The sequence below is a fragment of the Mycobacterium terramassiliense genome (assembly GCF_900157385.1).
Classification (GTDB): Bacteria; Actinomycetota; Actinomycetes; order Mycobacteriales; family Mycobacteriaceae; genus Mycobacterium; species Mycobacterium terramassiliense.
The window spans coordinates 1,317,393-1,336,715 of sequence record NZ_LT717701.1; the positions used below are offsets into that span (position 1 = coordinate 1,317,393).

Below are 19,323 nucleotides of genomic sequence, written 5' to 3' on the forward strand. Positions count from 1 at the left end.
AACCGGTGATGAGCTAGACCGATACGTTGCTTTAGCTAGCTCCCGTCTCGCTCGCTTGCTCACCGGCTTATTTGTTCCCGAGTTTGCCGTGCAACCATTGCGCTGGCGTGCGGCGCGCATAGTTCAGTAAACGACATCAGTACCTGCGGAATTCGATCTCCAACAATACGAAGGCGGACGACGCGCGGGCCGACAAAGCTTTGATCCGGAATCCCGAGTCGTGCCCCAACAATGTGGAACACAATCGCAACCAGATACGCGACTGCCGCGCTGAACCGAATGGTTGAGGGACGCGTCATTGGGTAGCCTCGACACCGAACATACACCTATGCAACTGTTAAACACCGCCACGAAAGCTGTCCAAAAGCTGTGACAGCGGTGGGCTTGTCCGCTTAGTGGACACACGTCGAGCTACAGCACAAGCGTGTGAATATATATAACGAAGGATGGAGATTTCGTGACGATCGCGGTGACAGGTTCTATTGCGACCGACAATCTGATGCGGTTCCCCGGCCGCTTTTCCGAGCAGCTGCTGGCCGACCATCTGCAGAAGGTGTCGCTTAGCTTCCTCGTCGACGACCTGGTCATCCACCGTGGCGGCGTGGCGGGCAACATCGCCTTTGCCATCGGTGTGCTGGGCGGTGATGTAGCGCTGGTCGGTGCGGCCGGCGATGACTTCGCCGATTACCGCGAATGGCTCGTGGCGCACAACGTCAACTGCGACCACGTGCTGATCTCACAGACCGCGCACACCGCGCGGTTCACCTGCACCACCGATGTCGATATGGCCCAGATCGCGTCGTTTTATCCGGGGGCGATGTCGGAGGCCCGCAACATCAAGCTCGCCGACGTGGTGTCCTCGGTGGGGAAGCCGGAGCTGGTCATCATCGGGGCCAACGACCCCGACGCGATGGTGGTGCACACCGAGGAGTGCCGCAAGCTCGGCTTGGCGTTTGCCGCCGATCCGTCCCAGCAGCTGCCCCGCCTGTCCGGGGAAGACATCGACAAGCTCGTCGACGGTGCGGCCTACCTGTTCACCAACGACTACGAGTGGGAGCTGTTGTTGTCCAAGACCGGCTGGTCGGAGGCCGACGTGCAGGGCAAGGTCGGGCTGCGGGTGACGACGCTGGGCGCCAAGGGCGTCGACATCGTGGAGCGCGACGGGACGACCACGCATGTCGGTGTGGTGCCCGAGACCAGCCAGACCGACCCCACCGGGGTCGGCGATGCGTTCCGGGCCGGTTTCCTGACCGGGCGCAGCGCGGGGCTGAGCCTGGAGCGTTCGGCGCAGCTGGGCTCGCTGGTGGCGGTGCTGGTGCTGGAGTCCACCGGAACCCAGGAGTGGGTGTGGGACCACGAGGTGGCGAAGTCCCGGCTGGCCGGCGCCTACGGCGAGGACGCGGCCACCGAGATCGCCGCAGTGCTCGCCTAACCCTGCCCGGCCGCCGGACGCAGAATCGCGCGCGTGCGCGGCGTCGAGGGAGGTGTAGCTGACGCCCGGCCGGCAAGGGCGTCGCCATCGTCATGGCGGATGCATCCCTGCGTGGCTGCCGAAAACTGTTGGGCGCCAGGCGGTCCGGCTGAGATAAGCACCGCGCGCATTTGATGCGTCGGGCGGCGTCACGCGTGATGGGCCCATCCCGGCGCCGCGCGTTGCGGTCAATCGACCCGACAGAGCACTACGTTCCCGCGGTAGTGGTCGGGTGTGCCCTACTCGTGCATTGGCATGCAACGGACTTTCTCGCGCACCCGCCCCTCGAGGGCGAAGTGGCGGCCTCGAGCGGGAGCTGGGGGGACCGCCGGAGCTCTGCGATGCTTGATGGACGTTAATCGCCGATCTGCGTCTCGTCCGGTTAAGACGCGGTACTGTGAAAGCAACAGACGGGATGGACGACATGGGCATACAGGATTGGTGCGATGCACCGCAGATTCATCCCTCGAAGATTCGGGTCGGCGATGTCATCGGCACCCTGCAGCCCACAAGTCTCCGCTACGAGGTCAAGCTGATCAGCACGCCACAGGCAAGTGACGGGCAGTGGACATTTTTCGGCCGCGACGACGCCGGCCTTCAGCACACGAACACGTTCGGCGAGGGCGAGTTAGTCCGCAGGTACGCCAAAGCGTCATGACGACGCAGTAGGACTCCCGACCCGGGTGCGCCTTCCGCTCCGTCGGATCGACGTCGTCCTGTCAGGCGTCGGAGGCGCATGAATCACACCTCCGCCAGCCTCGATAGTCGTTCCACCAGTTGTTCAAAAGTTGCGATCGCGACCGCGCCGGCGCGGCGGATCACCGCCGACTTGGTCATCTTCGCGAAAATCATTGACCCGTCTAGGTGTTGCAGCTCCCCGATTGCCTCGGCGCGCAGGCGAGCTACGCGGAAGAGTGTTTCTTCGGTCGGGAGGGCATGAAGGATCTCTTCGTAGCTCATCGCGGTGACGGCATCGCGTGAGCAGCCCAATATCTCGGCGAATGCCGCGTTGGCGAAGAGGACCGCCCCGTCGTCCGCTAGAGCTATGGCAGGCACGGGGATTCGTTCGAGCACGGATAAAGCGGGCCTTTGGCGTGGCTTGACCGTCGGGGAATCGCTTGCTCGCCGAGAACGACGGCTTTCCGACATTCGTTAGCCCATTTGCGCATACGCTGTTTGGCCAACGTATGCGGTTCAGAGGGCGCAACAACGCCCAGCAAGCACATCGACTGCGGCGTGCCAGTTCGCAGGTGAGACAACATGCCCCGCCGCTCACCATAGTTGCCAAAACGGGGATAAACCAGGCCCATCGTCGAACGCGTGCAGGCGTTACTCGACGGCTTGGGTCCGGGGCACGAGACCTCTGTGGCGGCGCGGCTGACGAAATACGTTGCCGCACAATGTAATTCAAGGGATTGTCGCGCGCTGCCCGCGATTACTCTCTCACCTGGCGATCGACGAGACCCGTGACGAGCCGGGAATCGATCTCCTCACCTCCGTCGCCCGAGTACACGCGATAGTGCTCGGTCACGGTTTTCTCGTGTTCTGGATTGTCGTCAGTGGTGCGCGTGGTGCCGTCCGCTGTGTGGGTGACCTTGAGCCAGTTGCCAGAGTGGGGATCGTGGAGCATGTCGCCCTCCCGGATCTCTGAAAGCGGCACCTTTTCTGTTGCATGTTCAGAACTCATTGCGCTCCCGGATCGTCGTGATGGGTCGGCCGTGTCGGCAGCCCGGGAATCGTCCCGGCCATCACCTTGAAGGATTCTCCCGTTGACGGCACGGGTCAATCACCGTTTTACCGGGCCGACGAGACGGCCCACTGCGTGGCGGACGCCCCGCCCTCGTCAAATCCCTCCAACTAGTGGAAGGTGGAGGGATGAGCTTGCGGCCGAGACCCCCGGGCAGTTTCGCAGTTGCCCGAAGCCCGTTCGGCTAAATGTGGCGATGCACGAGCGGCTCCTCGCGGCCGTCGACGGCCGCCGCGGGGTAGAGGCCGCCGACCGCCTGTGCCAGGCGTGCGTGGTTCTTCTCGACGTTGATGCGGCAGCGATTTCGCTCGTCTTCGAGGGCGCGAACAGCGGAACTCTGGGAGCAAGCGGCGCGCCCGCCCGTACTTATGACGAACTGCAGTTCACCCTCGGGGAAGGGCCGTGCCTGGAGGCGGTAAGCCGGCGGATTCCGATCCTCGTCGTCGACCTTGCCGACGCTCAGGAGGCCCGGTGGCCCGCGTACCGGCCCGCGATGCTGGCTCACCAGATCAGAGGCGTCTACGCCATACCCGTAGTCGTGGCAGGCGAATTCGTCGGCGCGCTCGATTTGTTCCGCGCGCAGCCGGGTCCACTCCTGGGCGACGAATTGGTCGGTGCGGTCGCCGCCGCGGAGCTTGCGGGCATCCCGCTGCTTGACCTCCTCGACGCCGACCTGCAGGCTGCGGCCGCCGACCCGAACAGTGACGCCTGGGCCGAACTCAACACGCTGAGTCGCGCGGAGGTCAGTCAGGCCACGGGAATGCTTGTCGCCCAGCTAGAGATCGAACCGGCCGAGGCCCTTGTCCGGCTGCGCGCCCACGCTTACGCCGCCGGCCGCACCGCCACCGACGTCGCCCGCGACATCCTCGAGCGCCGACTACAGCTCGAGGTCGACTGATGCGGGATCGCATGGACACCAACATCTCAGGAAGGAGGGCGCCGTGACCGACACCCCTCGTGAAACTCGCGTGCTGGACGCCGTCGTCTCGCTCGTCGATAGCCTCCTCGATGACTTCGACGTGGTCGATCTCCTGACCGCGCTCACCGAGCGCTGCGCCGAGCTGCTCGACATCGAGGCCGCCGGATTTCTGCTCGCCGACCCGCTGCACCAGCTCCGCCTGCTGGCCGCCACATCGGAGCATGCCCGCGACATCGAACTCTTCCAGCTACAAGCCGACGAAGGCCCGTGTGTGGATTGCTACACCACCGGCCGACCGGTCTCGGTCGCCGACATCGAACGGGCAACGGAGCGGTGGCCGCGGTTCGTTCCCGCCGCCGCCGGCGCCGGCTTCGCGTCGGTGCACGCCGTCCCGATGCGGGCGGCGGGCATCGTGCTGGGCGCCCTCGGGTTGTTCGGCACCCGCGCCGGCGAACTCACCGAGGCCGATCTGCTCGTGGGCCAGACCCTGACCCACATCGCATGCGTCGCGATCCTCCAGGAACACCCACCCACACCCGCCACCCTGATGCCGCAGCTGCGTTCCGCGCTGACCAGCCGGGTCGTCGTCGAGCAGGCCAAGGGCCTGCTGCGCCAAATGCTGGGTGTGTCCGTGGACCAGGCCTTCAACCTGTTACGGACGTACGCGCGGGCCAACGGGGAACACCTGACCGACGTCGCCCAGAGATTGATGACGGATCGACATTCCCGCCCAATCCTGGTGGCGCGGTTGGCCGAACTCGCGGCGGCACCACCCCATTAATCGGCTCAGCGGCGCCACGCGCGCGCCCGCCGCACGGCCTCGTCGACCAGCCGCTCGGCGACGGCGTACAGCTTGACGTTCTCGGTTTGGCTGATCCGGGTGAGCCGCTCGAAGGCCTCGTCGGCGCTGCCCCCCGACCGGCTGCGGATGATGCCGATCGCCTGATCGATCACCGATCGGCTGTCCAGCGCCCGCTGCAATCGCAGCGTTCGTTCGTGTGCGCTGGCCAGCAACTGCGCGTTGTACACCGAAACCGCGGCGGGCCTGGCGAACTGAGACCCCAACCGCACGGCGTGCTCGGCGAACGCGTCGCGGCTCTTGGCATAGGCATTGATCGAGCCGATCACCTGCTCGCCGACGACCAACGGCAGCGCCAGCGCCGAGTGCATGCGCATCCGCGCCACCCGGCCACCAAAGTGCGGCCACCGGTCATCACTGCCCAGCGATCCGCTCACCGTGGGCCGCCGCGACTGCATGCAGGTGATGCATGGCCCTTCCTTCAATTCGTCGTACTGAACCGTGTCGATCTCGTAGACAAGCGCCGCCGTTGCCGCCCAGGTCCGCACGCTGGATATGCCGTGCTGCGGGTCGATCAAGGCGACGCCCACGCCTTCGGCGCCCGGGATGGCCTGGGACGCGAACTCGGCGACGTCCCGGAGAAGGTCGATCACTCCGCCGGCGCCGGCGACAATCCCGGCCACTCCGCGGAGCCCGGCATACAGTTCGGCCTCGTCCGCTTCCCGTTGGGTGGGGGAGAGCTCGGGCGGCACCTTACGACCCGGTTGGGCGTCGAAGTCGGCCAACATCCCTCCTCGCGTACACCCTCGACCACAAACGTACTCTCTACCGCCTCCCGAAGAAGTCAGCCGACGAGCGCCAAGGTATGGGCCCGCCGCAGTTTTCCCGAGGGCGTCTTGGGGATCATTCCCGGCTCGAGCACCACCACGTTGCGGGGCCGGACATCGACTTCGGCGACCACCTCGTGGGCCACCTGCTGCTCGATGCGCCGCACCTCGGCCGGATCCCGCCAGTCGTTGGACTCCACTGCGATAGCGAACGTCTCACGCGCGTGCCCGGCATCCAGGCGCACCGCCACGGCACTACCGGGTCGGACGCCGCAGACGCGGGCGGCGGCCCGTTCGATGTCGGTCGGGTAGATGTTGCGCCCGGCCATGATGATCACGTCCTTGACCCGGCCGCACACGACGACCTGTCCGGACTCGGTGAGGTACCCGAGATCGCCGGTGTCATACCACCCTTGGTCGTCTTGTGCAGCGACGAAGCCGCCCATCGTCGCGTAGCCCAGGGTCACGGGTTCGCCGCGCACCTGGATGACACCGACGCCCCGGACGGGAAGGACGTTGCCGTCTTCGTCGACGATGCGGGCGTCCAGCCCCTTCAGCAGGCGGCCAAGTGTGGCCAGCCGCCGAGTTTTTCCCTTGCTCGCCGGCACGGCGCGGTGCAATACGGCGAGCAGGTCGGCGTCGACCTCGTCGACCACCAGGCCCGCGCCGCACTCGGAGAAAGACACCGCAACCGTCGTCTCGGCCATGCCGTAAGCCGGCAGGATTGCCTCCGGGCGTAACCCGAACGGCTTGCCGGCCTCGCAGAGTTCTTCGACGTCGGCGGGTTCGACCTGTTCGGCGCCCGACAGTGCCCATCGCAGGGAGGACAGGTCGAACTGGCCGGGCTGGGCCAATTTGCGAAGCCGCTTGGCCAGCAGGGTGTAGGCGAAGTTCGGCGCCGCCGTCATGGTACCCCGGTACTTGTCGATGAGCCTGGCCCACAGCAGGATGTCACGGAGGAAGTCCATCGGGGTGACTTTGACCAGCTCGGCGCCGAAATACATTGGCACGGTCAAGAATCCGGTCATGCCCATGTCGTGGAAAAGCGGTAGCCAGCTCACGATCACGTCGGTGTCGATGTCGACTTTTGCGCCGATGAACATCGCCTCGGCATTGGATACGACGTTGCGGTGTGTGATCTGCACGGCCTTGGGTGACCCGGTGGACCCGGACGTCAATTGCAGCAGCGCAACGTCGTCGTCGTCGGTCTCGACCGGATCGATCGGGTTGCTGTCGAGCAGCCGGTCGGCGGCCAGCACTCGCATGCCCAGCTGGGTCAGCAACGGGACCGCGGCCATGAACGGGTCAGAGACGACAACCGCTCTGGCGCCGATCATCTTGATGACGCCCGCAGTTTCTTCGGCCCAGCGCGGAAGGTCGGTGCGCGGGGTGGGCTGGTGGAGCATGGTGAGGCTGGCGCCGCGCATCCAGATGCCCTGCGCGGCCGGTGCAATCTCAGCCGGGGCGCCCGCCAGCACGGGAACGGCGTCACCGGGCCCCACGCCGGCCGTGGCCAGTCCGCCCGCGATCCGACGGGCCCGCTCGTGCACTTCGCTCCAGGAATGCCGGACCGCACCGTTAGGCTCCCCGGTGACCAACCCGTTCGAACCGGATTGGGCGGTGCCGTACATCGTTTCGGTGAATTTACTCAAGACCATTCCTTCGGCGGCGGCGGCGGCGGTGTGGCGGCGCCGGGGTCGGCCTCGCACCGTGCGGCGAGGTGGTGCGCTGCGGACCGACCGCGCGACTCAAGCCGGTGCGCCAAGGTGGGTTCGCCATGGCTGCAGTGAGACCGCTGGGCCACGATCGTTTGCCGATGTCGAGGCGGCGGGAGTGCGCTCCAGGCGGAGATCGAACCAATCAGGGACGCGGCGGCCCAGCGCGCCGGCGTTGCGCTCATCCCGAATGGTTCCCCGGTCCGCCCGAAGCCAGAGCATGTCAGGCGCGCGGGCGGAAGACGCCCGCGGGCCATCAGCCGGCGAGGCGCGCCGTTGTCGCCGACGGGTGCAGCGATCAAAGTTCTGAGCACCGGACTCCGTCAGGGGCAGTTGCAAGCAAACCCTGTGACCGTCGGATGAACCGGATGGACAGACGCGTGCCGGCGGGGACCTTACCGATCGCCACCGGACGCTTCCGGGGTGGCTGCGCAATCAACCGCGCTCAACGATACCGCAGGCGCGTTCAGGAAATTGCTGAACGCCGCGGTTCGCGGCCGCCGCCGCAGTGATGTTATCCCCCACCGTCGCACACGTGCTCGTCCGCGAACCTTCGCAAATCCCCTGTGCGCCAGGAGAAGTCGACGGAATCCAGCCGCCGCGTGGGTGTCCGGGTATTGAGCCCCGGATTCGATAACACCGCGACTGAGAACGCTGATACCCTACTTCGACGGGCCGACCCGTCAGCGGTGCTTGGTGGGCAGCAAGGTCTCGACCTGTGACCTGTGGTCGGCCTTGGCGCGCTTGACGGCCCGTTTCTCTTTCAGGGACTTGCCGGATTTCTTGGTCATGGTTTGCTTGGGAGATTTATCAGACATCGCGGCCCTTTGAAATGGGGGCCTGTGTCGGTCCCGGTTCGGCAAGTGTACGCCCCGCAGGCCGGCGCCGGTCGGCCGTCGCCGCGGAAGAAACCCGCGTTGTCGCAGAAGCCATGGCCGCGACGGCGGTGGTTGCCGCGAGTCACACGAACGGCCGATCCGTCTTAAGCACGTCCGAAAACCACTATCCAAGCCACGATTCCGCCGACGGCTCGCTCTCCGAGTCATCTTGGCGGGTTAGTCGCCGCAACGCCCGAGCATTCCTCGGTAGGGCTGACGTCGAGACCTCGTGGAGAAGGCGGCGCGCCTCGTCGCCCGAGCTCGACGGCGCAAGCACGAACAACACCGCGTCGCGCGAGTGCGTTCCGACTAGATAGATGGTGTCGCTGAAGACCAGCCGGTATGGGTTCAGCGAGACCATTTCACTGTGCCGGATAAGTCGTGTCGGGGCGGGCAACCACACGCTGGGGTCATAAACGACGCGGTGCACAGCGCCAATCCAGCAACCGAATACGGCCAGCAAGTCGGGTAGCTCTGCCCTCAGATCCAGGCTTTTCGGCCACCAAGCGCCATCTACGGCAGCGTGGGTGAGGTCGCGTTCGCATAGGGCTAATCGGGCAGCGCTCGGGTCATCCGAAGAAATGTGCGCCACCGCGACGCTCCCGTCGACTCATTTGCTATCGCAGACGGCTACCCAAGGGGGCGGTACTCGACAAACCCACGACACTGTGACCATAACCCCGACCGATCCCGAGACGGTCGATGAATCGCCATGAATCGGCGTCCCTTGCCGGTCGACAACCGGTTGGGTGCGGCCCGGGATTCGCGCCCACCATACCCACGTGTCCGCACCAGAAGGGGTGGTGGCGTAACGTCGCTGTAGAGCTGTTTCGTTGTCGGCGCTGGCCTCGAACGTCATCCCCCGTCGAGATCACGGGCAATGCAATTCCTCCGTCGGCCCGCTGTCCGGGTTGATCGCTTCGAACTGCGAAGGGTCGTTCCCATGAAACGCGCGGAACCGTCGATCGGTGGCATTGCGTCACAACAGAATCCGGCAACCGACCTCGGCGCAGATCCCGGGAAGCACGGGTACGACGGCGCGACGTCGGTGGGGGAGCGAACCGCAGGCGTGATCGATGCGGCGGGGCCGCAACGCCATGCGAGCCCGGTGCGGCTCACTCTGGCGTCCCGGCTCGGGAACAAGATCGATGGAGCGTGGTGGCCCCGTACAGGCGTGATCTCACGCGAGCTGACCGAATTGGTCGCCGTTCTGGATGCCCGTTTAGGCCAGATCATCGACATCGACGTCAACTGGTCGTCGTTGCAGCGCCAGCCGGACCTGAGTTGGGGCTGGTGGCAGGGGATACGCCCACACATCATGACGGTCGGCGGCCGCGAGGCGCGGGCGAAACTTCTGATCGTTCCGCACCGAACCGGCACGGCCCTTGCGGTGATGGTCTTGCGCCAGGCCGCCGGCCTTCCCGTATACGCGGCGCATCGCGATTCCCGCGCCTTCCAGACAGCCGAGTGCATTATCCGCATGGCCCGGGGCGAGCGAATGTTTGAAGTGCGCCCCTCGCGGCGAAAGGATGTCGCAGCAACACCTCAGGGCGGGGATGACTGAGGACATCCCGCCGCTGCCGTGGGGCCTACCGCGAAGCCGAGGAGCAACGGGATCCGTTGATTCCCGGTGCTTTTGAGGCCGCCGGCCTAGACGCGGGTTTCTGTTTCTTCTGCGTCGGTCGTGAGCAGACTGTCGACGGTCGCGGCGTTGCTTGGCCCGGCCGCTGTCATCATGATGGCGTGCGCCTGCTCGGGGTCGGCATGCGGGGAAACAACCAATAGGACGATCTTGCTGCGGTTGAGCCCGAGGACTTCGACGGTGTTCACCGGCTGTCGGTGATACCCGTCGAGTCGTACCGTTCGCCCGCCCGTCGCGAATTTTGCTGGTGCCGTTGCCCAGTCGTTCATGTTGTAGAGCACGCGGGCGATCCGCCCCAGCCGGACCGACAGCACCGACAGCAGGTCTGGCAGCTCCGCCGTGAGGTCGTCACTGTGCGGCCACCATGCACCGTCGACGTATCCGCTCTGGGGCGCTTTGGCTTTCAGCCTCAGGCGCGGTGTGTGCGCCGGCGGGGTATGCCGGTTCCCGGCGTCCATGTGGTCATCTTTCGGCGTCATAGCGACGCTCCTGTCTTGACCGCGAGACCGGTCAAATCAATCGAATCGGCGACGACATGGCATTGAATAGTCAGGCACGGGGTATCGCCAATGTCTTCCACACTACACGCGCGGTGCAGGGCTACCGGCCGCATGGTGGTTGCCGCTTCGGCCCGATCGGGCGGGCTCAGCGGATGGATACCAGGTGGTCGATCGAGTCCACCGGCAAGTCGCCGTCCAGGACGGCGGTGACGACCAGTTGATTCAGCGTGATCGCGCCTTTGTGATTGTCGAGGAACGCGGTGTCGGAGGCGTCACGACCGGTGGCTATGCGAACCAGGGTCTGTCGCGGCGCTAACAGTGTCGCATCGACCACCCGCCATTGCCCGTCGACAAAAGCCTCGGCCACCGCGTGGAAGTCCATCGGGTACAGGCCCGGCGCATACACCGACACCAGGCGGGCGGGGACGTTAACGGCCCGCAGCAGGGCCACCACCAGGTGCGCATAGTCGCGACAGACACCTTCGCCGGAGAGCAAGGTGTCCACCGCCCCGTCGATTGGATCGCTTGAGCCGGGCACATAGTTCAGCCTGGTGCCCACCCATGAGCTCACATTCTCCAGCAGCGTCGCCGAATCACCGTAAGTGCCGAATTCGGTTGCGGCGAAACCGTAGAACTTATCGGCCTCGGCGTAGCGGCTGGGTCGCAGATACATCGACAGGTCGTACTCCGTCACCGGTGCGGGATCGGTTTGACCGACGATCGTCGCCGCATAGTCGGCCTTCAGTGTGCCCACCCCGGCTTCGAACTTGTGGATGCGGTTGCCATGCACGCCGCTGATCTCCGACGGCCGGATGGGCTCTCCGTTCCAGACAAAGCGCAGCGATTCGAAGACCTCGGTGCCCGGATGCGGGGCCACCGCAATCTGAAATTCCAGCGTCGTGGGAGCGGTGATTTCGACTTCGATCTCGGCGCCCACTTCGCGTCTCATAGCGTGATGATGCGCCAAACGGTGCGGATCCGCCAGGCGAGCGACGGAGCCGTCGCGGACGGGCGTGTCGCCTGCCAGTCCCGCCGCGGCTCGCATTCGAATCTTCTCTCTTCGCCCGGTTTCGCCTACGGTGGATGGCAGTGGCGGATCGAGCAGGTTGCGTTCGAAATGGTCTGCCGCCAGATGGCCGTTGGTGCGCAACTGTGGTGTTAAGCAGTCAGCACCAGGCCGGCCGCCGTCGATTAAGCACTGTGTGTACAGACGCAGCACGGCTCTCCGAGGGCCGGGACTCGTGGCTGCGGCGCCGGCTGACCGTCGCTGTCCAGACCCACCCGACCGGAGCGGGGTGCGACCCATCGGCGGCGTCGCGGTCGCGATCGCCCTTGGTCGCCGCCGATTGAAGTGAGCTGGCCGTTGTCGCGGTCAAGGAGATGGTGCGCTAATGGTCACGCGACTGTCGGGGATGGATGCGCTGTCGCTGCACACGCAGAGCTCGAGGATGCCCGCCCACACGGTCGCTCTGGTCATCATCGACGCGTCCGATCAGCTCAGCCACCAACGGCTACGCGAACTGGTGGCCGCGTCGCTGCCGCAGATGGCGCGCTTCCGCAGCCGACTGGTGGCCAAGCCGCTGGGGATTGGGCAGCCGGTGTGGGCCGAGATCGAGGACTATGACCCCTCCCCGCAGATTCATTGCGCAACGGTGCGCGCGCCCGGCGGTCGGCGCGAGTTGGCCGATCTCATCGCCCAGCTGAGCACCGGGCGAAACGATCGGCAGAATCACCTGTGGGAGGCGTGGAGCATCAACGGTCTGGCGGGCCGCCGTTGGGCACTGGCGGTGAAGATGTCGCCCGCACTGAATGACGGGGCCGCAGGGGCGGCGTCCTTGTGGCCGCGGCTACTGACTGCCGGGCCCCATGCCGACCCTGCCAAGAATCTGCCGACCGAGCCGAGCCTCGGCTCGGCTCCCACCGGCCGCGAACTGATTGCCGACGTGGTGACCGAGCTGGTCGAGAACCACGTCACCGGCATGTGGCTGATCGCCGACACCGTGTCGGGTGTGCTGCAGGCCGCCAGCAGCCGGCTGCTCCGCGCGCGCCAACGTCGACCGACGACCCCGTCGACGTCGTCGATGAGTGGGCCGGTGCCACGCACGGTGTTCAACGCGCCGCTGACCAAACGGCGCGCGGTGGCATTTGCCTCCATTCCGTTGGCGGACGTGAAGACGGTGAGCGATGCGTTCGGGGGCAGCATCACCAACGTCGTTCTCGCCGCGTGCGCGCTGTCTTTGCGCGCCTGGCTGCAACGACACGACACGGTGCCCGACGGTCCGCTGTTAATGCGGATGCCGTTCGAGTTGCCGGCCACGGAATCCCCCCGGATGGGCAGGGCGTTGACGGTGGGGCGACTCCGCATCCCGGTACACCTAGACGACCCTGTGCAGGTCCTGGCCAATCTCCACACCGCCACCGAACGGCTGAACGCAATCCGGAGCCGCAGCAACGAAAATAGTCCCGCAATTGATTCGGAGACGATGGCCTCGCTCATCCCGCCGGCGGTAGCTCACGTGGGTGCGCAGCTCTACGCTCGATCAGGCCTGCGGCGTCAGCTCGAGCCGATCTGTCATGGCAGTGTCTCCTCGACTGCCATCGAGCCGGTGCCGGCGTACTGTGCCGGCGCCAAGGTCATCGGCATGCACACCGTGGCACCACTGGCCGAGGAAAGTGGGTTGAACATCGCGATGACCTCCCGCGGCGAAGATCTGGATGTGAGCGTGTGCGCGTGCCCCGACAACGTACCGGCGGTCGACGATCTCGCGTCCGGGATCGCGCACTCACTCGACATTCTGGTGGCGGCCGCACAGGAATCTCCTCGGGGGCAAGGCCGTTCCGTCGTTACAGAGATGACGACGCACCCCGTGAATCGTTCACGCGGCAGAAGCTCTGACTGGTTCAAGTGAGCCCCCGCTGCCGTCGCGAGCGGCAGCTTGTCGTCCGTTCATGCATCCGCCCGTGGCCACTGCGGGAAGGATCAGAAGCTCCCGTACGGCGTGCCGGTCAGGATCGAGTAACCCGCCTCCCCGAGGACCGCGACTTCCAAACCGCCCAGCATCGGCAGCAATCCGACGTCGGCGGCGACCGGGTTGCCAAACGCGTTGATGAGCCCGTCGAGGGGCTGGCCGTTGACCATTTGCGCGATCCCGTTCAGGAACAGGTTGACGTCATACGACGGCAGGGAGGCGAGGGCGGCCGTCGCGATGTCTGCCGTCGGAAGCAGCGTCGAGTAGGCGGTCGAGAATGCCGTCGTCCCGGCGCCGACGATCTGGGTGTTCGCCGCCTCCAGGCCCGAGAGAAGGTCGGTGATCGTGGGCGGCCCGGCGGGCAGGGCCGGTGTGCCGGACCCCGGCGCACCTGACGCAAGCGCCTGCGCCATGTCCTGCAGCGACGGCAGCTGCGGTGGTCCCTCGGCGCGGAAGTCGCCGATCGCGGCGCCGATTCCCTGGTGGATCCCACTGATCAGGGCGGGCCCTAGGGCGGTGGTGTCGCTGCGCGGCGGCAAGAATCCGAAGGGGGTGGTCACATTGGCCGGTCCGGTGGACCAGCCGAAATTCGGGTCGCCGTAGCCCCAATTGACGACAGGCGTCAAAACCGGTTGCACCAAATCCGCGATCGGGTTCCCGACGTAGGGGATGAGCCGCACCGGATCCAGCAGCGGCAGGTTCTGGTTGGGAATCATGTAGAAGGTGGTCTGGGTGGGGCCCTGTGTCGGCAGCACAATCGCCGAATTGACCTGAGTCGACGTCAGGGTGTCATAGCCCGTGTGCACCGTCACCATGCCCGCCAGGGCATTCAAGTCGGAGAAGATGTCGATCGGGTATCGCGGGAAGTCGGCCCAGCCGTCGTATTCCAGGGTGTAAACCTTGGTGACGAAGTCGTTGGTCGGCATCGGGCCGAGGGTCGAAAAGCCCAGCGTCGGCAAGTTAAGACCCGGGAACCGCGCGTCCCAGCCCCCGTTGGGGTTCATCGAATTGCCAAGCAGCACAAAATTTATCGGTAGATTGCTCGGCGTGCCGCCGGGATCCAATAACCGCATTTCGAGCGCGGCGATGTTGGCGCCCTGCGAGTAGCCCAGTACGTTGACGGTGTTTCCGGCGGCAAGTTGCTGTTGGATCGCGTTATTCAGGGTCGTGACGCCGCGGGCTATCGATATGTTTTGCATCAGGTCTTTGATGCCGCTATCCGGATATTCTCCGGCCGGCATGGAGAGGGCTTGGACGAGGCCAACGGGGAAATTGGGCATGACGTACTTGGTGACAACGTTGGTCACGAAGTCTTGCGGAGGTATCGGTGTTCCGCTGCCACCCAAGACGAAAGTGACGACCGGGTCCCCCAGCGCCGCATTCGTCATCGCGGGCAGCGCCCCGGCGCCGCCGCCCACGCCGGCAGTGGAGCCGCTGGTCGCGGCGAGCGCGGCCCGGCCGGCGGCCTCGGTGTCGGCGTAGGCGTCACCCGCCGCCCCCAGCGCCCGGGCGAGCTCACCGTGGACCGCCGCCGCCCGCCCGATCAGCGTTCCCCACTCCTGGCCGTACGCGTTGAACAGTCTGGCCACCGCGGCGGATATTTCGTCGGCGGCTGCCGCCGCCACTGCGGTTGTTCTGCCCGCCGCGGCCGCCGCGGCCTCATGGATCGTCGAACCAATCGCCGCTACATCCGCGGCCGCTCTCGCCATCACCTGCGGCTGAGCGAGCACGTACGTCATCGGTCCCTCCCTCCCACGCCAGCATAAAGGGGGCCGGGGGGCGGGGCGGGCGTTCAGGCCAGACGTTCGTCGGGCAAGTCTTCGGCCGCAAGGCCTTTCACTGGCTAGCCGAGCACCGGGATCAGCAGCCGCGACGACGAGCGAACCGTGTTGAGGCTGCTGGTCCCGACGCCGGCGTGCCGGAAAGACATGATCGCCGGGGCCGGCGGGTCCTGGTCGTCGCTGGTGAGTATCAGGCGGATGCGGTGGCCGACCCCGAACCGTCGAGCGTTGGGGACTAAGGGGATTCGATACGCGACATCCTCGCCCAGCGGCAGGCCCCGCGCGTTGCGGCACGGCAAGACCGGCGCACCGGGCCGGCTGGCCGCCTCGTCGACCTCGCGCAGGCTGGCGCGCAACCAGCCGGCGGTCACATCGGTGGTGGTGCCGTCGGGCGCCACGTCCTGCAGCGTCGCCATCCACGCGGTGTCGAGCGCGGTCGCCGAAGCGACCAGCCGTAGTTCGATGTCGCCGACGACGTCGAGGTCCTCGGCGAGCGGTGCGCCGGTCCAGGTCAGTGCCGACGGCGGGTCGATCTTGCTGGGTTTGACGCGACCCAGGCCCGAGCCAAGGACCATGAATTCGCGACCGCCCGGCTCGCCCTCGTCCTCGCCCAGGGTGCCGTCGGCGCGCAGGGCGAGTTCGCGATGCGGGGCCCCCGATGGCGGCCACGATTCGGCGGTGCGCCACTCGTCGGCGCCGGGCAGGAAATACCGGATCGCTGGCCCCTCGGTGATGCCGGTGTCGCGGCCCTTGAGCCAATGGTCGTACCAGGCCAGCGCCTCGGTATGCATGCTTTCCCAGGGCCACGTCAGCCCGAACTTGCCCAGCATGCCCATCCGCACGCAGGCGTTGTCGGACAACCCTTTCCACGTGGCGAACGTCGAGGGGAGGTGCAGCGGCACGTTCTCCCAGTCGCAACCGAGGTAAACGGGAATGTCGATTTCCTTCAGCAGCGGCAACAGGTTTCGCGCCTCCCACCATTCGTCGCGGGTCGGATGCTTGACGGCCGCCTCCTGCCAGAGTTCGTCCCACGGGTGCGGGTTGTGCGGCAGCCTGAGCACGTGGCGCAGCATGGTCACCGCCGCCTCGCCGTTGGCGGTTTCGAACTTCTTATGCACGCGTGGGCTTTTCAGCACCCGGCGGGCCAGGCCGACGGGCTTGCTGCGCCACAGCCTGTCGCTGCGCTCGGAGGTCAGTCCCGTCATGGCCAGGAACGGCGTCACGAAAGACGAACTCAGCAAGCCGTGGTGGTTCGCGCCGTCGTACAGGTCCGCCGTCACGGCCAGCGGGAAGATCGCCTTGAGGTGGGGCGGGCGCTCGACGGCCGCTTCGAGCTGGGTCATCGCGAAGTAGCTGATGCCGATCATGCCGACGTTGCCGTCGCACCAGGGTTGCGCCGCGACCCACTCGACGAGGTCGTACACGTCGCGGCGTTCCTGAGCGTCGAACAAAGTGAAGGTGCCGCCCGAGCCGCAGGTGCCGCGCAGGTTGGCGATGACGTGCGCGTAGCCCCGCGGCACCCAGAAGTCGGTGACGCCCGCCTCGACGAATCCGGCGGGGGCGCCCAGGTCCTGCAGCTGTCGCGGGTAGGGGGAGGCGGCCAGCAGCGCCGGGAACCGGCCGTCGGCGTCGGGCCGATGGATGTCGGCCAAAAGCCGTGTGCCGTCGCGCATGGCGATGGCGGTGTTGATGTCGCTGCGCTTCGCGCATTGGGGCTCGCTGAGGTTGCGGTATTGCCGGCCGGTGGTCTGCGGGCCGTTGAGCGCCGGGGTGGTTCTTGCCATAGTTTCACGCTACGTTGAGACTAGTCTCAACGCAAGATGAAATTTCACGCTATGGTGAAACGATGCCGAAGCACCCGGGGCCGCGCGACGAGCGGGGCGTGCTGGCGGCGCGCATCCTGTCGGCGGCGCGCGACGAATTCGCCGAACACGGCTGGGCCGGCACCGCGATTCGGGCCGTCGCCCGCTCCGCCGAAGTCGACCCGGCGTTGATCTACCACTACTTCGGCTCCAAGGAAGGCCTGCTCGACGCCGCCACCACGCCGCCGCAGAAATGGCTCGATTCGGTCACCCAGACATGGGCCACGCCCAAGGCGGAACTGGGCGAGCGACTGATCCGCAACGTCCTGGAGATTTGGGCGGACGAGGACGTGGGGTCCGTGCTGCGCGCGGTGGTGCTGACCGCGGCCCATGAGACGACAACCCGCGACAAGCTGCGGCTGATCGTCGAGCGCGGGTTGATCGGTGAATCCACGCTGGGCGATGACGAGGACGAGCGGCTGCGTCGCAGCGGCCTGATCTCCAGCCAGTTGATCGGCTTCGCGTTGTTGCGTTACGTCTGGAAGATCGAGCCGATCGCGTCGATGTCCGACGACGAGGTGGTCGCGGCGCTGGGGCCCAACCTGCAGCGCTACGTCGATGGCGACATCGCCCCGAATTGACCGGGATCCGACCCGGCGGGCGGCGACAATTGCTCCCATGTTCCGGTCGTGGCGGTGGCTTTCGCTCGTGGCGGCCGCCGAACTGCTCACGCTCGGCGGTGCCGCCACCGCGCAGGCCGGGCCCGACGTGCCGCCCGTCAGCGACGCGGCGCGCGCGGCTGGATTCATCGACGTGCGCACGGTGGTGCCCGACGCGATCATCGACCTGCGCTACGCGACGACGAACAATTTCACCCACACGCAGCTGTACCCGTCCGACGCCCGATGCCTGGTGCATCAATCCATGGGCCCGGGGCTGGCGGCGGCCGCGACCGCGCTGCGCGCACAGGGTCACGTGCTGGTGTTCTGGGACTGCTACCGGCCGCACGACGTCCAGGTCGAGTTGTTCAACGCGGTCCCGAACCCCGCCTGGGTGGCCCGCCCCGGTCAGTACGCGCACAGCCATGAGTCCGGGCGTTCGGTGGACGTGACGTTCACCAGCGTGCAGGACCAGTGCCCGGCGGAGCGCCACGCCGACGGCCTGTGCCTGGCCGACATGGGCACCGACTTCGACGATTTCTCCTCGCGCGCAACGGCATACGCCACCCAGGGCGTCAGCGCCGAAGCCCAGGCGAACCGCGCCCGGCTGCGGGACGCCATGAAATACGGCGGGCTGGCGCCGTACTCCGGGGAGTGGTGGCACTTCGACGGCCCGGGTGCCGGTGTCGACCGCCCGATCCTCAACGTCCCGGTGGACTGAGTCGTCTCGCAATGCGAGATATATGTTTCATATCATGAATCTGGCGGTAGGCTTCACGCCATGAATGCAGGGCCGGCCAAGTACACGCACGGACATCACGAGTCGGTGCTACGCAGCCACCAGCGGCGCACCGCAGAGGACTCCGCGGCCTATCTGCTGCCCCACCTGAAGCCGGGTTCGTCGGTGCTCGACATCGGCTGTGGCCCCGGCACGATCACCGCCGACCTCGCCGAGCGGGTGGCGCCCGGAACGGTGCTGGCCGTCGACCAGTCCGCCGATGTCCTCGAGGTGGCCCGCGCCGAGATCGAGCGGCGCAACCTGCCCAACGTCACGTTCGCCACCGCGGACGTGCACCGGCTCGATTTCCCCGACGACGCGTTCGACGTCGTCCACGCCCACCAGGTGCTGCAGCACGTCGCCGATCCGGTGCAGGCGCTGCGGGAGATGCGCCGCGTGTGCCGGCCGGGCGGCATCGTCGCGGCGCGCGACGCCGACTACGCCGGCTTCATCTGGTTTCCGCTGATCCCCGGGCTGGATTTGTGGCTCGACCTCTACGGCAAGGCGCACCGCGCCAACGGCGGCGAACCGGATGCGGGCCGGCGGCTGCTGTCGTGGGCGCTGGCGGCCGGCTTCGACGACGTCACGCCGACGGGCAGCGTCTGGTGCTACGCGACGCCCGAAACCCGCGAGTGGTGGGGCGGGATGTGGGCCGACCGGATCCTGCACTCCAGCGTCGGTCGCGAGCTGATCGCCTCGGGCCTGGCCACCCCCGCGCAGCTCGACGACATCGCGGCCGCATGGCGCTCCTGGGCCGCGGCGCCGGACGGCTGGCTGTCGATCCCGCACGGCGAAATCCTCTGCCGGGCGTAGTGAGAAACGCAACGTCCCAGGTC

At 66.6% G+C, this 19,323-nt stretch carries 19 protein-coding genes; 9 read left to right on the plus strand and 10 right to left on the minus strand.

All coding sequences use genetic code 11. From position 1 onward, the window contains the following. The first annotated feature begins 457 nt into the window (after window positions 1–457). Window positions 458–1,432, plus strand: a complete 975-nt coding sequence (locus MTAB308_RS20930; protein WP_077101772.1) for a carbohydrate kinase family protein — start codon at window positions 458–460, stop codon at window positions 1,430–1,432. A 463-nt stretch (window positions 1,433–1,895) separates the two neighbouring features. Continuing rightward, window positions 1,896–2,129, plus strand: a complete 234-nt coding sequence (locus MTAB308_RS20935) for a hypothetical protein (protein WP_077104592.1) — start codon at window positions 1,896–1,898, stop codon at window positions 2,127–2,129. Between the two features lie 83 nt (window positions 2,130–2,212). Here MTAB308_RS20935 and MTAB308_RS20940 read toward each other — a convergent pair whose 3' ends face one another. Then, a complete protein-coding gene (locus MTAB308_RS20940; protein WP_077101774.1) occupies window positions 2,213–2,620 on the minus strand; it encodes a PAS domain S-box protein in 408 nt (135 codons plus the stop codon). A gap of 286 nt (window positions 2,621–2,906) precedes the next feature. After that, window positions 2,907–3,158, minus strand: a complete 252-nt coding sequence (locus tag MTAB308_RS20945; RefSeq protein WP_157900997.1) for a hypothetical protein — start codon at window positions 3,156–3,158, stop codon at window positions 2,907–2,909. A gap of 256 nt (window positions 3,159–3,414) precedes the next feature. Between MTAB308_RS20945 and MTAB308_RS20950 the strand changes: the two genes are divergently transcribed. Further along, window positions 3,415–4,116 carry a GAF and ANTAR domain-containing protein gene (locus MTAB308_RS20950; protein WP_425436291.1) on the plus strand — a complete coding sequence of 234 codons (702 nt, stop codon included), beginning with the start codon at window positions 3,415–3,417 and terminating at the stop codon, window positions 4,114–4,116. A gap of 43 nt (window positions 4,117–4,159) precedes the next feature. After that, window positions 4,160–4,918: a GAF and ANTAR domain-containing protein gene (locus MTAB308_RS20955; protein WP_077101780.1), complete on the plus strand. Its 759-nt coding sequence runs from the start codon at window positions 4,160–4,162 to the stop codon at window positions 4,916–4,918. A gap of 5 nt (window positions 4,919–4,923) precedes the next feature. On the opposite strand, the gene MTAB308_RS20960 is transcribed toward MTAB308_RS20955, so the two are convergent. The 4 genes from MTAB308_RS20960 to MTAB308_RS30630 all read right to left on the minus strand — a co-directional run bounded on the left by MTAB308_RS20960 (window position 4,924) and on the right by MTAB308_RS30630 (window position 8,948). Then, window positions 4,924–5,721 (minus strand): GAF and ANTAR domain-containing protein, encoded by a 798-nt coding sequence (locus tag MTAB308_RS20960; protein ID WP_077104594.1) that lies wholly within the window; start codon window positions 5,719–5,721, stop codon window positions 4,924–4,926. A gap of 59 nt (window positions 5,722–5,780) precedes the next feature. Next, window positions 5,781–7,415 (minus strand): fatty acyl-AMP ligase, encoded by a 1,635-nt coding sequence (locus MTAB308_RS20965; protein ID WP_077104596.1) that lies wholly within the window; start codon window positions 7,413–7,415, stop codon window positions 5,781–5,783. Between the two features lie 746 nt (window positions 7,416–8,161). Then, window positions 8,162–8,296, minus strand: a complete 135-nt coding sequence (locus MTAB308_RS30340) for a hypothetical protein (protein WP_281253126.1) — start codon at window positions 8,294–8,296, stop codon at window positions 8,162–8,164. Between the two features lie 184 nt (window positions 8,297–8,480). Beyond that, on the minus strand, window positions 8,481–8,948 hold the full coding sequence (locus MTAB308_RS30630) for a DUF5994 family protein (protein ID WP_425436292.1): 468 nt from the start codon (window positions 8,946–8,948) through the stop codon (window positions 8,481–8,483). 351 nt (window positions 8,949–9,299) lie between these two features. Here MTAB308_RS30630 and MTAB308_RS20975 point away from each other — a divergent pair, with 351 nt between their 5' ends. Further along, on the plus strand, window positions 9,300–9,920 hold the full coding sequence (locus MTAB308_RS20975) for a DUF5994 family protein (protein WP_425436293.1): 621 nt from the start codon (window positions 9,300–9,302) through the stop codon (window positions 9,918–9,920). An 86-nt stretch (window positions 9,921–10,006) separates the two neighbouring features. Here the strand turns inward: MTAB308_RS20975 and MTAB308_RS20980 are convergent, their stop codons facing one another. Together MTAB308_RS20980 and MTAB308_RS20985 are read right to left on the minus strand one after the other, a co-directional pair. Continuing rightward, window positions 10,007–10,477: a DUF5994 family protein gene (locus MTAB308_RS20980; protein ID WP_077101784.1), complete on the minus strand. Its 471-nt coding sequence runs from the start codon at window positions 10,475–10,477 to the stop codon at window positions 10,007–10,009. Window positions 10,478–10,643: 166 nt separating this feature from the next. Then, a complete protein-coding gene (locus MTAB308_RS20985; protein ID WP_173842261.1) occupies window positions 10,644–11,447 on the minus strand; it encodes a transglutaminase-like domain-containing protein in 804 nt (267 codons plus the stop codon). A 442-nt stretch (window positions 11,448–11,889) separates the two neighbouring features. On the opposite strand from MTAB308_RS20985, the gene MTAB308_RS20995 reads away from it, so the two are divergent. After that, window positions 11,890–13,407 carry a wax ester/triacylglycerol synthase domain-containing protein gene (locus tag MTAB308_RS20995; protein WP_077101791.1) on the plus strand — a complete coding sequence of 506 codons (1,518 nt, stop codon included), beginning with the start codon at window positions 11,890–11,892 and terminating at the stop codon, window positions 13,405–13,407. Window positions 13,408–13,478: 71 nt separating this feature from the next. Here MTAB308_RS20995 and MTAB308_RS21000 read toward each other — a convergent pair whose 3' ends face one another. Then, entirely contained in the window at window positions 13,479–15,206 is a 1,728-nt protein-coding gene (locus MTAB308_RS21000; RefSeq protein ID WP_077101793.1) for a PE family protein, read from the minus strand. A 104-nt stretch (window positions 15,207–15,310) separates the two neighbouring features. Then, entirely contained in the window at window positions 15,311–17,032 is a 1,722-nt protein-coding gene (locus tag MTAB308_RS21005) for a CocE/NonD family hydrolase (protein ID WP_077101795.1), read from the minus strand. Window positions 17,033–17,094: 62 nt separating this feature from the next. Here MTAB308_RS21005 and MTAB308_RS21010 point away from each other — a divergent pair, with 62 nt between their 5' ends. From MTAB308_RS21010 to MTAB308_RS21020, 3 genes are read left to right on the plus strand one after another with little or no spacing between them, the layout of a single operon-like run. Beyond that, entirely contained in the window at window positions 17,095–17,691 is a 597-nt protein-coding gene (locus MTAB308_RS21010) for a TetR/AcrR family transcriptional regulator (RefSeq protein ID WP_077101797.1), read from the plus strand. A gap of 37 nt (window positions 17,692–17,728) precedes the next feature. After that, window positions 17,729–18,430, plus strand: coding sequence for a M15 family metallopeptidase (locus MTAB308_RS21015; RefSeq protein ID WP_077101799.1), 702 nt, complete (start codon window positions 17,729–17,731; stop codon window positions 18,428–18,430). Between the two features lie 60 nt (window positions 18,431–18,490). Next, a complete protein-coding gene (locus tag MTAB308_RS21020) occupies window positions 18,491–19,300 on the plus strand; it encodes a methyltransferase domain-containing protein (RefSeq protein ID WP_077101801.1) in 810 nt (269 codons plus the stop codon). Window positions 19,301–19,323: the final 23 nt, after the last annotated feature.

What these genes read in the sequence shown, in the direction of transcription:
- MTAB308_RS20935 (WP_077104592.1), top strand. Translation starts at nt 1,896, where the DNA reads ATGGGCATACAGGATTGGTGCGATGCACCGCAGATTCATCCCTCGAAG.
- MTAB308_RS21000 (WP_077101793.1), bottom strand. Translation starts at nt 15,206, where the DNA reads ATGACGTACGTGCTCGCTCAGCCGCAGGTGATGGCGAGAGCGGCCGCG.
- MTAB308_RS21010 (WP_077101797.1), top strand. Translation starts at nt 17,095, where the DNA reads ATGCCGAAGCACCCGGGGCCGCGCGACGAGCGGGGCGTGCTGGCGGCG.
- MTAB308_RS30340 (WP_281253126.1), bottom strand. Translation starts at nt 8,296, where the DNA reads ATGTCTGATAAATCTCCCAAGCAAACCATGACCAAGAAATCCGGCAAG.
- MTAB308_RS20995 (WP_077101791.1), top strand. Translation starts at nt 11,890, where the DNA reads ATGGTCACGCGACTGTCGGGGATGGATGCGCTGTCGCTGCACACGCAG.
- MTAB308_RS20945 (WP_157900997.1), bottom strand. Translation starts at nt 3,158, where the DNA reads ATGAGTTCTGAACATGCAACAGAAAAGGTGCCGCTTTCAGAGATCCGG.
- MTAB308_RS20975 (WP_425436293.1), top strand. Translation starts at nt 9,300, where the DNA reads ATGAAACGCGCGGAACCGTCGATCGGTGGCATTGCGTCACAACAGAAT.
- MTAB308_RS21020 (WP_077101801.1), top strand. Translation starts at nt 18,491, where the DNA reads ATGAATGCAGGGCCGGCCAAGTACACGCACGGACATCACGAGTCGGTG.
- MTAB308_RS20980 (WP_077101784.1), bottom strand. Translation starts at nt 10,477, where the DNA reads ATGACGCCGAAAGATGACCACATGGACGCCGGGAACCGGCATACCCCG.
- MTAB308_RS21005 (WP_077101795.1), bottom strand. Translation starts at nt 17,032, where the DNA reads ATGGCAAGAACCACCCCGGCGCTCAACGGCCCGCAGACCACCGGCCGG.
- MTAB308_RS20985 (WP_173842261.1), bottom strand. Translation starts at nt 11,447, where the DNA reads ATGAGACGCGAAGTGGGCGCCGAGATCGAAGTCGAAATCACCGCTCCC.
- MTAB308_RS20940 (WP_077101774.1), bottom strand. Translation starts at nt 2,620, where the DNA reads ATGTCGGAAAGCCGTCGTTCTCGGCGAGCAAGCGATTCCCCGACGGTC.
- MTAB308_RS20950 (WP_425436291.1), top strand. Translation starts at nt 3,415, where the DNA reads ATGCACGAGCGGCTCCTCGCGGCCGTCGACGGCCGCCGCGGGGTAGAG.
- MTAB308_RS21015 (WP_077101799.1), top strand. Translation starts at nt 17,729, where the DNA reads ATGTTCCGGTCGTGGCGGTGGCTTTCGCTCGTGGCGGCCGCCGAACTG.